The sequence below is a fragment of the Streptomyces sp. NPDC015125 genome (assembly GCF_043080045.1).
Lineage (GTDB): Bacteria > Actinomycetota > Actinomycetes > Streptomycetales > Streptomycetaceae > Streptomyces.
The window spans coordinates 33,214-46,294 of the sequence record NZ_JBIBVF010000021.1; the positions used below are offsets into that span (position 1 = coordinate 33,214).

Here is a 13,081-nt window from a genome sequence, read left to right on the forward strand (position 1 = left end):
GGCCGGGGCGCAGCCGGCCACCCGCGTCCTCGGGCGCCCGACCGCATCGGTCACGAGCACGCCAAGTTCCCCGTTCCCCCAGGGATCTGCTGGGTAGGCGCCTCACGAACACCTGATGACGCTTGCACACCAGCCGACCGAGGCGTTCCACTGACCGGGGTGAAAGCTTGTGCACCAATCTCTTGCGACTGACGACCCCTCAAACCCGCCCGCCCAGGACCTCTGCAGTCCGGGAACGGCGGCAGCCGCCCGCGACTTCGCCAGAAGCTTCGCCGACCTGCTCCATCCGGCGCCGGCTGCCCGGACCACACAGAACCTGCTCCTGCTGGTGTCCGAACTCGTCACCAACGCGCTGCGTCATGCGGGTGCCGTCACGGCGCTGCGTCTCACCGCGGATCACGACAGCATCCGGATACTCGTCGAGGACGCCAGTCCCGCCCGGCCGACGGGGCGCAGCCCCGACCTGACCGGCCGCGACGGCGGCTTCGGCTGGCCCCTGGTGTGCGCCCTGGCCCGCGAGGTCACCATCGGGCCCCGCCCCGGCGGCGGCAAGATCGTGCAGGCCGCTCTCGCACGCTGAAGGCAACCCGGGTGCCGGGGAGTTGGCGTGCCCGGGCTGTGTGATCCCGTCAGAAGCGGGCAGGGCACAGGGACCGTGCGCCTGCGGATGCTCCTCGGCTGGTCCCCGAGCCCTGCCCGCAGGGCGCACCGCACCTGTCGTCGGACCGTGGGAACGGAATGCGCCATGCAACGCCACAGCGCCGAATGGCCGGCAAAGACACTGCGCGAGGCCGCGGAACAACTGGCCGCCGCCGGTGAGGCGATCGCTGCCCTGCTGCGGGACGCGGCCGCCCCGGTGGAACCGCGGCTCTCCCCGGGCGGCCTGAGAGTGCTGTCCGTCGTCTCGGTGTGTCCCGGGCGGAACCTGACCACGATTGCCGCCGCCGTGGGTCTCGGGCTGCCGCGCGCCAGCCGGGTGTGTGCCGCACTGGAGTCCGCCGGTCTGCTGCTCCGCCGCCCGACGGCTGCCGACCGGCGCGAGATAGGGCTGCAACTGAGCCCTGACGGCGAGGCGTTCCTGGAGCGCTTCCGGGCGACCCGGGTGGACCGTATGGCCGCGGTGCTGCGCCGGATGCCGGCGGACGAACGGGGCGCGCTGGTCGCGGCGTTGGGCGAGCTGACCGCCGCCGTCGCCGCCGACGGTACCGAACGGAGCTGACGCTCAGGCGTCGAGAGCCGCACGGACTGACCCGTACAGCGGCAGCACCGTGTCCAGTCCGGTGAGCGTGAAGAGCCGCCCCAGAACGGCGGAGGGGGCCGCGAGGCGCAACGCGGTGCCCAGTGCGTCGTGCGCCTGGATCAGGACGTTGACCGTTGTCGAATCCGCGAACGAGACGTCCGACAGGTCGATGACGACCGGGCCGGCGCCGTCCTGCGCCACCTGCTGCAGTGTGGCGTCGAGCGGCGCGATGTTGTCCAGGTCGAGTGGTCCGGCGACGGTGAGAATCACCGCCCCCTGCTCCTGTCGCGTGTCGATACGCAGGGGCCGGCCGCCATGGGGCTGGGGCAACACGATGAACCTCGCTGTAGGGGCTGACGCTTCGTGAGTGGGCAGGTCCTGGGGGTGCGGCACCGCCAAGGATAGAAGTCACAGTTGCCGTTTGACAACATTCGCCATAAGGCAACAATCTGTTCCCGATACCTGGCAAGACGGCCGCGCCCGGCGCGGCTTGGGGACGAAAAGCGGCCCGAGACCCGCTACGTGCTGTCAGACACCCGAGCGTGGCCGCCGACGACGAGTGGGCCGTCACCCTCAGCTGCGAAGGGGGAGGAGGCCGCCGCGTGGAACGCTCTGCGTCCCGCCGCACGGTGGGCGACGGCCGCCGATTCCCTGTGCCCGAGCACTGCGGCGGCCTCCCGTATGCACGCTGCCGCGTACCCCTGCGCCAGGGCTTCGCCCCGCAGCGCCGCCGGCGGCTCGGAGGTGGTGAGCGGCCGCGCCCGCGCGCTCGCGGGGAGGCGGCGAACCAGTGAAACGGGACACCCGATCACTCTGTCATCCGGCGCGGTCCCCAGCCGGCCCCCGCCTTTGCGTCGTCCGCGGACGAAGAATGCCTGAGAGACCGTGACTCAACGCTGTGATGTGGAACGAGCACTGCGGGCGTCGGCCCCGCATGCTCTGGTGGACACGCTTCGTGAGGTGCTCACCGAATCGTATGGAGCGCTCTGTGTGCAGTTGTTGCTCGCCGACTACGGGGCAACGGCACTCACCCCCTTCGATGCACTGGGCACGCCCGGCGCATCGATCCCGGTGGCGAACAGCGTCGAGGGCAGGGTGTTCGGGAGCCAGGAGCCCCATCGGCAGGTCCGGCAGGGCGATGTGGTGGAACACCACCTGCCGGTATCGGTCCGCGGTGAGCGCACCGGCATTCTCACCGTGCGGCTGCCCGTCGAGCGGTCCGTACCGCACACGGTCGACGACCTGGTGTACGCGGCGGAACTGCTCGGGCACGAACTCCTGGTGGCCGAGCGCGACACCGACGTCTACCAGCGGGCGCGGCGCATCAGCCGGCTCACGCTTGCCGCCGAGATGCAGTGGCAACTGCTGCCGGCCCGGGCCTGTTCCGCCGCCGAGTACGCCATCGGCGCCCAGTTGGAGCCGGCCTATGCCATCCACGGCGACAACTACGACTGGGCCTCGGACGCCGATGAGCTGACCCTCGCCGTCACCGACGGCATGGGCACGGGCGTCAACGCGTCGCTGCTCACCCACCTTGCCGTCAACGCGCTGCGCAACGCCCGCCGGGCCGGCATCGGCATCGAAGACCAGGCGGCACTGGCCGATCAGGCCCTCTACGCCCAATACCGCGGCAGTGCGTACGTCTCCAGCCTGCTGTTGCGGTTCGATCTCACGACCGGCCGGGTGCAGGCGGTGGACGCGGGATCGCCGCAGCTGTGGCGGATGCGGGGGAAGACGGTCGAGCTCATCGGCCTCGATCCGCAGATGCCGCTCGGCATGTTCGAGGAGACCCAGTACGTGGCGAAGGAATTCGAGGTACTGCCCGGAGACCGGCTCCTCATCGTCAGCGACGGGGTGTACGCGGCTCTCTCGCCTCAGGGGGAGGGGTACGCCCAGCGCGCCCTGGCCCGGGCCCTGTACGCCAGCATGCTGCTGCCCGCCGCCACCGTGCCCCGCGCCGTGCTCCGTCACCTGGCCGAGTACCGCGCCGCGGAACCCCTGGATGACTCCTTGGTGCTGTGCGTCGACTGGTTCGGCAAACCGTAGGCGGTGGGGGAGCGGCGCCGCCGGCGCGCGCATGTTCAGCATGGCACGGCGGCACGGCGGCACGGCGGCCCGGGATCGAGCCCGGACCGCCGCCGTGCTGTGGCAGTAGTCGAGTTCCGTCCCCTCCGCCCGGCTCGGATCGAGCGGGTCGCCGCCGCGCCCGCCCGGACACCACCCCTTGCCGCAGTCTTCCTCACCGGGTCTGCCCTGCCCCTGATCATCCGGAACCGACCCGGTGGGATGCGGCCGGCCTGGGTACGCGGGCCAAAGCGGCACCGCAAAGGCGCAGTTGGAGTCCGCGAGGGCTCGCCGCTTCCTTGCCGTCCCACGCATGGGAAAGGAGCATCATGCTCTTCCTGGTCGTAGCGCTGTTCCTCTTCGGGGTACTGATGGGGACCGCAGGGCACGTCCCCGTGCCCGTCACCGTCGTCGGCTCTCTCGCCATCGCGGCCTGGCTGGTGGTCTTCTTCACCAAGGAACGCCGTAAGGCGGCGAAGGGAGGCGGCCGATGACCTCCGCCCGGATCGCCGTCAGGACCGGACCGCACCCCCAGGCCGACCGGATGGCCATCGCCGCGTTCGTCTGCGGTCTGCTGGGCGCCCTGGCATTCAACATCGTGCTCGGCCCGTGCGCGCTGCTCTTCGGTGCCGCGGCCCTCTACCGGGGAACCGTCCGCCGCCTCCGCGCTTACCTGGGCCTGGCGTTCGGCGCCCTCGACCTCGTGCTGCTCGTGGTGCTGTCCTCCCGGAGCGGGACCCTCAGCTGGCACCTCTAGGGCCTGCCGGCGGCCGGGCCGCCGGCCGTGGCCCGGCCCCGCGGCCCGCGGCCGATGGTGTACCGCGCGACGGCACCGGCCTCTGCGTCCCCCCAGGCCACTCCCAAACCATCAAAACCACTTTTCCCGAAGGGAATCCGGCCCGCGGCGGATACTGCTGAAGCGGATACTGCCGAAGGGGCCGTTCCGGGACCTGCCGGCCTCATGGATCTTGCCTGGTGAGCAATGCCGGATGCCCCGGGAACCGGCTAAGAAACACATAAGTTCGCGAGGTTGGGGGGAATTCGGCGGGGCACACGATGCCTCACACGATTCCTCGGAGGTTGATAACTATGGTTCCCCTGCTTCTCGTACTTCTTCTCGCACTGCTTCTCTTCGGCGCCGGGTTCGCATTGAAGGCCCTGTGGATCGTGGCGGTCATCGTGCTCGCCGTGTGGCTGTTGGGGTTCGTCCTGCGCTCCGCGGGTGCCGGCGGCAAGCGTGGCCGGTGGTATCGCTGGTGAATTTATGGCACGACATCCTCTTCCTGCGGGTGGGGCCGGACACCGGTGACCAATAACGTCACCGGTGTCCGGCCCCACCCGTGTGTGAGGACGCCTTCTTCCGGAGGTGAAGAAAGATCCTTCCGAATTATTCGGGGGTGCGAAAGCTGCCCTTTCCTCGGGGTGGGAAATTCGAGAATGCGGTGACTTTTCTCTCCGGCCGCGCCGCGCCGCGCCGCGCCGCTCCGCTCACCGGCCACCTCTGCCGTCCCTGAGCTCTCCGCACTCCGGACACCTCGGGATTCCCCGGCGTGCCGGGGTTTGCCGGGGCTCGCCGGACTCGCCGGCTCGGGCACGGTTGCCGGCCCGGCCCGGGCATGGCGTCCCGGGCCTTACCCTGCGTACATCCGTCTGCGTCACGCCCGAAGGGGGCGCACCGGCCCCCGCCACCAGGGATGCTTGCGGCGACGGGGGAGGTCGGCTCTCCCCGTCGCCTCCCCGTCGCCTCCCCTGACGGTCGTGCGGGGGCGTGCGGGCAGAGAACATGCAGACATACAGGTCACAGCGGGTACGGAGCGGAACTCATGCGGTTGACGATCTTCTGGCAGCGGATGGCGGACCACTTCGGTGCGGCGTATGCCGACTCCTTCGCGCGCGATCATGTGATGGCGGACCTCGGTGGCCGGACCGTTCAGGAAGCGCTGGACGCGGGGTGGAGCGCCAAAGAGGTGTGGCGGGTGGTCTGCTCGGTGATGGACGTGCCGCCCGAAAAGCGCTGAGAAGGGCCGGGCGCGAGGCTCTGACCTGGGAACAAGCGAGCCCGGCGGCCGGGTGTCGCGGACGGATGCACGGGCCAGGACCCGGGGTGTCGCAGCCGTGCGCGACACTTGGCTCCGTGCCCGAGTCAGATGAGATCACCAGCAACGACATGCCATGCCCCGAGGACCGGCCCGAAGGCCGGTCCGATGCGCGGATGCCGCGCTGGCTGCCGCGCGCCATGGTGCTCGCGCTCGCTCTGGTGGCCTGTTTCCAGCTCGCCACCTGGGGATTCCACCAGCTGATCACCCTGCTGCTGAATGTGCTGATCGCGTTCTTCCTCGCGCTGGCCGTCGAACCGGCCGTCGACTGGATGGCGGCCCGGGGCATGCGGCGCGGACTCGCCACGGGCCTGGTCTTCGTGAGCATCCTTATCGCCGCGGCCGGTTTCTTCGCGCTCCTGGGCTCCATGCTCGCCGGCCAGATAGCCAACATGGTGGAGGAGTTCCCGCAGTATCTGGACTCCGTCATCAGCTGGATCAACAGCACCCTGCACACCCACCTCTCGCGGGTCGAGGTGCAGAACAACCTGCTCAGGTCCGACTGGCTGCAGAAGTACGTCCAGGACAGCGCCAACAACGTCCTGGCCGTCTCCGCGACGGTGCTGGGCAGCCTGTTCAACCTGCTGACGGTGGCCCTGTTCTCGTTCTACTTCGCCGCCGACGGCCCCCGGCTGCGGCGTGCGCTGTGCTCCGTGCTCCCGCCGCACCGCCAGACGGAGGTGCTGCGCGCCTGGGAGATCGCCGTCGCCAAGACCGGCGGTTACCTCTACTCCCGCGGCCTGATGGCGCTGATCTCCGGCGTCGCGCACTATGTCCTGCTGCAGGTCCTGGAAGTGCCCTATGCGCCGGCACTGGGCATGTGGGTGGGACTGGTCTCCCAGTTCATCCCGACCATAGGCACCTACCTCGCGGGCGCACTGCCCATCCTGATCGCGTTCACGGTCGACCCGTGGTACGCCCTGTGGGTCTTCGGTTTCGTGGTGACCTACCAGCAGTTCGAGAACTACCTCCTGCAGCCGCGGATCACCGCCAAGACGGTGGACATCCACCCCGCTGTCGCCTTCGGCTCGGTCGTCGCCGGCACGGCGCTGATGGGCGCGGTGGGTGCACTGATCGCGATTCCGGCCACGGCGACGCTGCAGGCGTTCCTCGGCGCGTACGTCAAGCGGTACGAGGTCACCGACGACCTGCGGGTCCACGGCAGGCGCCGGCGCGGCGTCGGCATGCTGGCCCGTGTCCGGCGGACCTTGCACGACGAGCAGCCCTCGGCCCCGCTGGAGGACCGCAAGGCGGCCGGTGGTGTCCAGGAGGACGGCGGGGGCGTTCGCTGACCCGTGTGGCGCGAGGCCCCGGGCCACCTGCGCACGGCCGGGAGGCCGTAGGGGACTGCTGCGCACCGCCGGGAGTCCCAGGGACTGCGGTCCGGCAGCCGGAAGCGGAGGGCCGGCCGGTCCGGCCGGCGACCCGTCGGCGACGCGCGCCGGTACCGCTTGACACCAAAATCGAACATCCATTCTCATGGGAGATCCGGCCTGTGTCCTCGGGCTTTTCCGCGGAGTTATCCACAGGCCGGAGCCGGGTCCGGGCGCATTGTCAGTGGCAGGCGTTAGCGTCATGGACGTGAAGCGATCGACTCAAGCAAATCGGGTGGAACCCATGGCAGGCACCGACCGCGAGAAGGCGCTGGACGCCGCACTCGCACAGATTGAACGGCAATTCGGCAAGGGCGCCGTGATGCGCATGGGGGAGCGGCCGAACGAACCCATCGAGGTCATTCCCACCGGCTCCACCGCGCTTGACGTCGCGCTCGGCGTGGGCGGCATCCCCCGCGGCCGGGTCGTCGAGGTCTACGGCCCGGAGTCCTCCGGTAAGACGACCCTGACCCTGCACGCCGTCGCGAACGCCCAGAAGGCCGGCGGCTCCGTCGCGTTCATCGACGCCGAGCACGCCCTCGACCCCGAGTACGCCAAGAAGCTCGGCGTGGACACCGACTCCCTCATCCTGTCCCAGCCGGACAACGGCGAGCAGGCCCTGGAGATCACGGACATGCTGGTCCGCTCCGGCGCCCTCGACCTCATCGTGATCGACTCCGTCGCCGCCCTGGTGCCGCGGGCCGAGATCGAGGGCGAGATGGGCGACTCCCACGTCGGCCTCCAGGCCCGGCTGATGAGCCAGGCGCTGCGCAAGATCACCAGCGCGCTCAACCAGTCCAAGACCACCGCGATCTTCATCAACCAGCTCCGCGAGAAGATCGGCGTGATGTTCGGCTCGCCGGAGACCACGACCGGTGGCCGTGCGCTGAAGTTCTACGCCTCGGTGCGCCTCGACATCCGCCGCATCGAAACCCTCAAGGACGGCACGGACGCGGTCGGCAACCGCACCCGCGTCAAGGTCGTCAAGAACAAGGTCTCGCCGCCCTTCAAGCAGGCCGAGTTCGACATCCTCTACGGCCAGGGCATCAGCCGTGAGGGCGGCCTGATCGACATGGGTGTGGAGCACGGCTTCATCCGCAAGTCCGGTGCTTGGTACACCTACGAAGGCGACCAGCTCGGCCAGGGCAAGGAGAACGCGCGCAACTTCCTCAAGGACAACCCGGATCTCGCCGACGAGATCGAGAAGAAGATCAAGGAGAAGCTCGGTATCGGCGTGCAGCCGCAGGGCCCGGCGGTGGAGCCCGGCGCGGACGCCGTGGTGGCGGCGGGCGAACCGGCTGTCGCAGCTCCGGCACCGGCGGCCAAGGGCGCCAAGGGTTCCAAGGCCGCCGCGGCCAAGAGCTAGCCCGCCATGACGCGGCGAACGGAATGGCCGGGCAGCGAGGACGACACCAGCAGTGCTGCCGCCGGCGACGCCGAGACCCGTCAGGGCCGCAGGGACCGTCATGGCCGGGAGAACGGCGGTGGCCCCGACGCGTCGAGGGCCGCGCCGGGACCACCGCGTACGCCCGAGGAACAGGCACGGGCCATCTGCCTGCGCCTGCTCACCGGGAATCCTCGTACGCGCAAGCAGCTCGGGGACGCCCTGCACCAACGGGGCATCCCCGAGGAGGCCGCGGAGGAAGTCCTCTCCCGCTTCGAGGACGTCGGACTGATCGATGACGCGGCCTTCGCCGAAGCCTGGGTGGAGTCCCGCCATCACGGGCGCGGCCTGGCCCGCCGCGCCCTGGCCCGTGAACTCCGCACCAAGGGTGTGGACTCCACCCTCATCGATGTGGCCGTCGGCCGCCTCGACTCCGAGCAGGAGGAGTCCACCGCCCGCGAGCTCGTCGACCGCAAACTGCGCGCCACCCGGGGCCTGGACCGCGAAAAGCGCCTGCGCCGTCTGGCCGGAATGCTGGCCCGCAAGGGGTACCCGGAAGGCCTCGCCCTCCGGGTGGTCAGGCAGGCCCTGGAGGAGGAAGGCGAGGATCCGGAACTCCTGGAGGAGCACTATCTGCCGGACATATGAGGAAGCCGGGGCCACGGGGCGGGGGAGGGAGGGGGCGGGGGGAGAAAGACAGCGAAGAAGCCGCCGACCTCTCACCTCCCGTCTCAGCCCCCTGTCTCAGCCCCCTGTCTCACCCCACCGGCAACCCCGCCCCCCGCCAAGCCTGGAACCCGCCCTCCAGGTCGGTTGCCCGATGCAGGCCCAACTCGCGCAGGGAGAGTGCCGCGAGGCTCGATGCGTAGCCCTCGTTGCAGACGACCACGACCGGGAGGGCGTGATGGGTCGCCTCCGGGGCGCGGTGCTCGCCCGTCGGGTCGAGCCGCCACTCCAGCTCGTTGCGCTCCACGATCAGTGCGCCGGGGATGATGCCGTCGCGCTCCCTCAGCTCCGCGTAGCGGATGTCCACCAGCAGCCCGCCGGCCTCCTGGACGGCGGCGGCCTCCCGGGGGCCCACCCGGTGCCCCAGTTCGCGCCGGGCACGGGCCAGCAGCTCGTCGACCGCGCTCATGTCCACTCCTCGGGCTGCTCGACCGCTTCGAGCCGCAGCACCGGACCGGTGCGGCTGTAGCGGCGCATCAACGGCAGCGGCGGGTAGTAGGCGTGTACCGACACCGCATGGGTCTTCGGGGACAGGTTGAGCACCTGATGGACATGGTGCGGGCCGAACGCCCGGCCGCGGCCGTCGCTGAGCTTGCGCTCCCGGTCCACGCCATCGGCGAGCTCCAGGGTCTTCCAGCCCTCGGTGGGGAGCTGAGCGGTGAGCGACTGTTCCGTCAGCTCGCCCGCGGCCGTCGCGAAGGCGCCGTGCGAGCCGCCGTGGTCGTGCCAGCCGGTACCGGTTCCGGGTGGCCAGCCGATCAGCCAGGCCTCACTGCCGCCCGGCCCGTCCAGCCGGATCCAGGTACGGCCTTCGGGGTCGAGCGGGAGGGAAGCGATGAGCTCCGGGTCCGCGGCGGTGCGGTGGGCGAAGTCGAGAAGTTCACGGGCGCTGGGCCCACCGTCATGGCCGGTGGCACGCGGGCGCGCAGGTGTACGTACGTCGGGCACGGAAAACCGTCCTGGGTGATCGCGAAGAGGCGCGGCTGCCGGAGGGGGCAGGCGGCCGCGCGGGGGAGGAACTGCGGATCAACAGGACGGACGACACATACAGCCCGCATAGCGGAGCAGGTCGAGATGGACCCTCCGCCAGAATCGCGAGCTGTGATCAGTCACCCTCGGAGTGAAGCATGGACGTTCGCACAGGGTCAACAGCGGAGGGCCGACTCTCTCCGGCTCCGCCCGCCCCGGCTCGGCCCGCCCCGGCTCCGCCCTCTCCGGCTCCGCCCGCCCCGGGCTGACCCGCCTCGGCTCCGCCCGGCCCGCCTCCGCCGTCCCGGGAGACCGTGGAGTCGCCGGTCCCCTCGGACCGCCGGGCCCGGCCGGGCTCCGCCTCCTGCCCGTACTCCCTGCCGTGCGCCCTGCCCCGTACCGCGTCCGCACAGGCGGCCATCTCGGCCGGGCGGACCCCCGACAGCGCGGTGACCAGATGGCCGTCCGGCCGTACGAGCAGCACGGTGTGCGCGGCCGCACCCGGATAGGCCTCGGTGACCAGGATTTCCGCGGCCATCGGCAGTGCGCCGACCGCGTCGGCCAACCGGGGCATCAGACCCGCCGACTGCCAGTGCCGCCGGTCCCAGACGCCGGTGCCGGGCGCCACCAGCACCACCAGGAGGCCCTTCCCGAGCCGGTCGCGCAGCCGGACCACCGAGCCGTCGGACGCGGTCACCGGCACATCCGTGACGGCCGCGCCGGGGAGCGTCTCGACGACGGGGCCCCCGGTCACGGGTGGGGCGAGCGGGGTGCGGGCGTACACCGGCGGCGCACCCAGCGGGCCGCGGCTCAGATGACCATCGGTGAGCAGGGTGCTGCGGCCGCGCACCGCACCCGGGAGCACGGTCCGCCAGCGGGCCGAGCGGCCGTCGCGCAGCAGCGGCAGCGCCTGGTCCGCGGCGCGCAGCCGGGCCGCGACCGCGCCCCGGCGCTCGGCGTGGTAGCTGTCGAGCAGCACCTCGGAGGCGCCGTGGTGCCAGGCCAGGCCCAGCTTCCAGGCGAGGTTCTCGGCGTCCCGCAGCCCCTCGTCCAGGCCCTGGGTGCCGAGTGCGCCCAGCAGGTGGGCGGCGTCCCCGGCGAGGAAGGCACGGCCCTGCCGCCAGCGCCGGGCCAGCCGGTGGTGGACGGTGTGCACACCGGTGTCGAGGAGTTCGTACGGCGGGACCAGCCGCCCGTGGCCGCGCCCCCGTGCGGGCGCCGCGCCGCCGTCCGTGCCGCTGTCGCCGGTCGCGTCCGCCGGGGATTCGGTGGTCCAGCCGGCCAGCGAGTCGCGGATCCGGGCGACCAGGGCATCCGGTGTGACCAGCTCGCGCCCCGGTGGCAGCAGCCAGTCCAGCCGCCAGATGCCGTCGGGCAGCGGACGGGCGGAAACCTCGCTGCCCGGTCCCCCGCCGTGCCGGGGCGGCGAGCGGTGCAGCAGCGCCTCGCCGGGCCACGGGAGCTCGCAGCGCAGCGCGGCCACCGCATGCCGTTCCACTGCCGTACGGCCGGGGAAGCGGATGTCCAGCAGCTTGCGGACCGTCGAGCGGGGGCCGTCACAGCCGATGAGGTAACTCCCGCGCCACCATGTCCCGTTGGCCCCGCGGGTGTGGGCGCTGACGCCCTGCTCGTCCTGTTCGAGGCCGGCGAGCCGGCTGCCGGTGACGATCTCGGCGAGCTTCTCGTGGGCGAGTGCGGCGCGCAGGGCGCGGGTGAGCTCATGCTGCGGGAGATGGACCGGGGACACGGCAGCGGTGGGGACGGCCCCGTCCGGGGCCGGCGGGGCGAAGGCGATGCGTTCCAGCAGGCGCCGGCGGCGCATCGTGCGCCAGGCCGTCCAACGGGTGCCGGCGCTCTCCAGGGTGTCGGCGCAGCCGAGCCGGCCGACGAAGGCGGCGGTGTCCTGGTGGAGCACGGCGGTGCGGGCGGGCCGGGTGTCCTCCTGGCCGGTGGTCTCGTCGAGGACGACACAGGGCACGCCGAGGCGGGCGAGGGCGAGGGAGAGGGAGAGGCCGACCGGGCCGGCACCGACAACGATCACCGGGTCCACGGCGCAGCTCCCCGGGGCCGCTGGTGCATACGGGACAGGCGGAAACTGACAGTTGGAGCCCGGTGCGTGATCACACAGCGTATGCAACCCACTGCGGCCGCTCGCGTCAAGTGACGGAGGCGGTGGCAACGATGCCACCGCCTCCGGACGGTCTCATCTCGGCCGCGCAACAGCTGTCGCACCGTCAGGGCGGCGCGGGGGCGCAGCGGCGGGAGCTCAGTCCTGCCGGTCGGCCGGCTTGTCCGGTACCGCGTCGGCAACCTCCATCGCGTCGCCGGCCGCCACCGGCTCGCCGGCCGCGGCAACCTTGATGCCGGTCCTGGCCCGGCTGCCGCGCCGCTCGATCCAGTTGGCGAGGGAGGACAGCGCCAGGCACATCGTGACGTAGATGGCGCCGGTCACGATGATGAACGGCACATAGGTGTCATTGCCGTTGACGAGGATGTTGGTGCTCATCTGGCGGGCGGTGAAGAGCAGTTCCTCGAAGGTGATGATGTAGCCCAGGGAGGTGTCCTTCAGGGTCACCACGAGCTGGCTGATGATCGTCGGGAGCATCGCGCGGACGGCCTGCGGGAGCAGCACCGTCGTCATGACCTGGGTCTTGGTCATGCCGAGCGCGTAGGCGGCCTCGCGCTGTCCCGGAGGGACGGAGTTGACGCCGGCCCGGAGCACCTCGGCCTGCACCGAACCGTTGTAGACCGTCAGCCCGATGACCAGTGCCCAGAACTGCGGCCCGTCCTCGCCGAGGCCGAGGCTCTCGCGGTTGGTCAGGAGCACCACCCACAGCGCGTAGATCGTGATCAGCAGCGGGACGGCGCGGAAGAGCTCGATGAAGCCGGTCGCCAGCCAGCGGACCGGCTTGTGGTCCGACAGCCGCGCCACCGCGAGCAGCACGCCCAGGACCAGCGACAGCACCGCCGCGACCGCAAAGACCTGAAGCGTCGTCAGGATGCCGTCGCGGATATTGGTCCGCACTCCGGCGTTGTTGAAGATGTTCCACACCTCGGGTTCGAGCTGGCCCTTGGTGTTGAGCCGGACCACGGCGAACACGAGCAGCCCCAGCATCGCGAGCGCACCGCAGACGCCGTAGATGCGGTTGCGTGTCTTTGCCTTCGGCCCGGGTACGTCGTAGAGAACGCTGGCGCCGCTCATGCCCTTACCTCACTAGTTTCCGCCCCG

16 protein-coding genes are annotated in these 13,081 nt (G+C 71.1%); 10 read left to right on the plus strand and 6 right to left on the minus strand.

Annotated elements, in window-relative coordinates:
• Positions 1-169: 169 nt before the first annotated feature.
• Positions 170-580 carry an ATP-binding protein gene (locus tag ACF088_RS31895; protein WP_392379360.1) on the plus strand — a complete coding sequence of 137 codons (411 nt, stop codon included), beginning with the start codon at positions 170-172 and terminating at the stop codon, positions 578-580.
• A 165-nt stretch (positions 581-745) separates the two neighbouring features.
• Positions 746-1,219: a MarR family winged helix-turn-helix transcriptional regulator gene (locus tag ACF088_RS31900; protein ID WP_392379361.1), complete on the plus strand. Its 474-nt coding sequence runs from the start codon at positions 746-748 to the stop codon at positions 1,217-1,219.
• A 3-nt stretch (positions 1,220-1,222) separates the two neighbouring features.
• Here ACF088_RS31900 and ACF088_RS31905 read toward each other — a convergent pair whose 3' ends face one another.
• Positions 1,223-1,543, minus strand: a complete 321-nt coding sequence (locus ACF088_RS31905; protein ID WP_392379454.1) for an STAS domain-containing protein — start codon at positions 1,541-1,543, stop codon at positions 1,223-1,225.
• A 582-nt stretch (positions 1,544-2,125) separates the two neighbouring features.
• Between ACF088_RS31905 and ACF088_RS31910 the strand changes: the two genes are divergently transcribed.
• The 8 genes from ACF088_RS31910 to recX all read left to right on the plus strand — a co-directional run bounded on the left by ACF088_RS31910 (position 2,126) and on the right by recX (position 8,805).
• The gene (locus ACF088_RS31910) at positions 2,126-3,286 is read left to right on the plus strand and encodes a PP2C family protein-serine/threonine phosphatase (RefSeq protein WP_392379362.1); all 1,161 of its coding nucleotides are present in this window, start codon (positions 2,126-2,128) and stop codon (positions 3,284-3,286) included.
• A gap of 347 nt (positions 3,287-3,633) precedes the next feature.
• Entirely contained in the window at positions 3,634-3,798 is a 165-nt protein-coding gene (locus tag ACF088_RS31915; protein ID WP_392379363.1) for a hypothetical protein, read from the plus strand.
• Positions 3,795-4,061: a DUF4190 domain-containing protein gene (locus ACF088_RS31920; protein WP_392379364.1), complete on the plus strand. Its 267-nt coding sequence runs from the start codon at positions 3,795-3,797 to the stop codon at positions 4,059-4,061. Before ACF088_RS31915 ends, ACF088_RS31920 begins: the two co-directional genes overlap by 4 nt.
• A gap of 332 nt (positions 4,062-4,393) precedes the next feature.
• Entirely contained in the window at positions 4,394-4,564 is a 171-nt protein-coding gene (locus ACF088_RS31925) for a hydrophobic protein (protein WP_086716166.1), read from the plus strand.
• Positions 4,565-5,127: 563 nt separating this feature from the next.
• Positions 5,128-5,322, plus strand: coding sequence for a DUF3046 domain-containing protein (locus ACF088_RS31930; RefSeq protein WP_086721579.1), 195 nt, complete (start codon positions 5,128-5,130; stop codon positions 5,320-5,322).
• A 194-nt stretch (positions 5,323-5,516) separates the two neighbouring features.
• The gene (locus ACF088_RS31935; protein ID WP_392379455.1) at positions 5,517-6,692 is read left to right on the plus strand and encodes an AI-2E family transporter; all 1,176 of its coding nucleotides are present in this window, start codon (positions 5,517-5,519) and stop codon (positions 6,690-6,692) included.
• A gap of 325 nt (positions 6,693-7,017) precedes the next feature.
• Complete coding sequence (recA, locus tag ACF088_RS31940) at positions 7,018-8,139, plus strand: recombinase RecA (protein WP_392379365.1); 1,122 nt, start codon at positions 7,018-7,020, stop codon at positions 8,137-8,139.
• A 6-nt stretch (positions 8,140-8,145) separates the two neighbouring features.
• Positions 8,146-8,805, plus strand: a complete 660-nt coding sequence (gene recX / locus ACF088_RS31945) for a recombination regulator RecX (protein WP_392379366.1) — start codon at positions 8,146-8,148, stop codon at positions 8,803-8,805.
• A gap of 109 nt (positions 8,806-8,914) precedes the next feature.
• Here recX and ACF088_RS31950 read toward each other — a convergent pair whose 3' ends face one another.
• The 5 genes from ACF088_RS31950 to ACF088_RS31970 form a co-directional block, all read right to left on the minus strand.
• Positions 8,915-9,292 carry a rhodanese-like domain-containing protein gene (locus ACF088_RS31950; RefSeq protein ID WP_392379367.1) on the minus strand — a complete coding sequence of 126 codons (378 nt, stop codon included), beginning with the start codon at positions 9,290-9,292 and terminating at the stop codon, positions 8,915-8,917.
• Positions 9,289-9,831 (minus strand): cysteine dioxygenase, encoded by a 543-nt coding sequence (locus ACF088_RS31955; protein WP_392379368.1) that lies wholly within the window; start codon positions 9,829-9,831, stop codon positions 9,289-9,291. The genes ACF088_RS31950 and ACF088_RS31955 overlap by 4 nt, the downstream gene beginning before the upstream one ends.
• 78 nt (positions 9,832-9,909) lie before the next feature.
• Entirely contained in the window at positions 9,910-9,996 is an 87-nt protein-coding gene (locus ACF088_RS31960; protein ID WP_311624691.1) for a putative leader peptide, read from the minus strand.
• Positions 9,989-11,902: an FAD-dependent monooxygenase gene (locus ACF088_RS31965; protein ID WP_392379369.1), complete on the minus strand. Its 1,914-nt coding sequence runs from the start codon at positions 11,900-11,902 to the stop codon at positions 9,989-9,991. The genes ACF088_RS31960 and ACF088_RS31965 overlap by 8 nt, the downstream gene beginning before the upstream one ends.
• A 216-nt stretch (positions 11,903-12,118) precedes the next feature.
• A complete protein-coding gene (locus tag ACF088_RS31970; protein ID WP_392379370.1) occupies positions 12,119-13,054 on the minus strand; it encodes an amino acid ABC transporter permease in 936 nt (311 codons plus the stop codon).
• Positions 13,055-13,081 lie beyond the last annotated feature (27 nt).

Bases quoted from the DNA above. Each gene is read 5' to 3' on its own strand.
- ACF088_RS31930 (WP_086721579.1), top strand. From the start codon at position 5,128: ATGCGGTTGACGATCTTCTGGCAGCGGATGGCGGACCACTTCGGTGCG.
- ACF088_RS31950 (WP_392379367.1), bottom strand. From the start codon at position 9,292: ATGAGCGCGGTCGACGAGCTGCTGGCCCGTGCCCGGCGCGAACTGGGG.
- recA (WP_392379365.1), top strand. From the start codon at position 7,018: ATGGCAGGCACCGACCGCGAGAAGGCGCTGGACGCCGCACTCGCACAG.
- ACF088_RS31925 (WP_086716166.1), top strand. From the start codon at position 4,394: ATGGTTCCCCTGCTTCTCGTACTTCTTCTCGCACTGCTTCTCTTCGGC.
- ACF088_RS31915 (WP_392379363.1), top strand. From the start codon at position 3,634: ATGCTCTTCCTGGTCGTAGCGCTGTTCCTCTTCGGGGTACTGATGGGG.
- ACF088_RS31935 (WP_392379455.1), top strand. From the start codon at position 5,517: ATGCCGCGCTGGCTGCCGCGCGCCATGGTGCTCGCGCTCGCTCTGGTG.
- ACF088_RS31920 (WP_392379364.1), top strand. From the start codon at position 3,795: ATGACCTCCGCCCGGATCGCCGTCAGGACCGGACCGCACCCCCAGGCC.
- ACF088_RS31970 (WP_392379370.1), bottom strand. From the start codon at position 13,054: ATGAGCGGCGCCAGCGTTCTCTACGACGTACCCGGGCCGAAGGCAAAG.
- recX (WP_392379366.1), top strand. From the start codon at position 8,146: ATGACGCGGCGAACGGAATGGCCGGGCAGCGAGGACGACACCAGCAGT.
- ACF088_RS31900 (WP_392379361.1), top strand. From the start codon at position 746: ATGCAACGCCACAGCGCCGAATGGCCGGCAAAGACACTGCGCGAGGCC.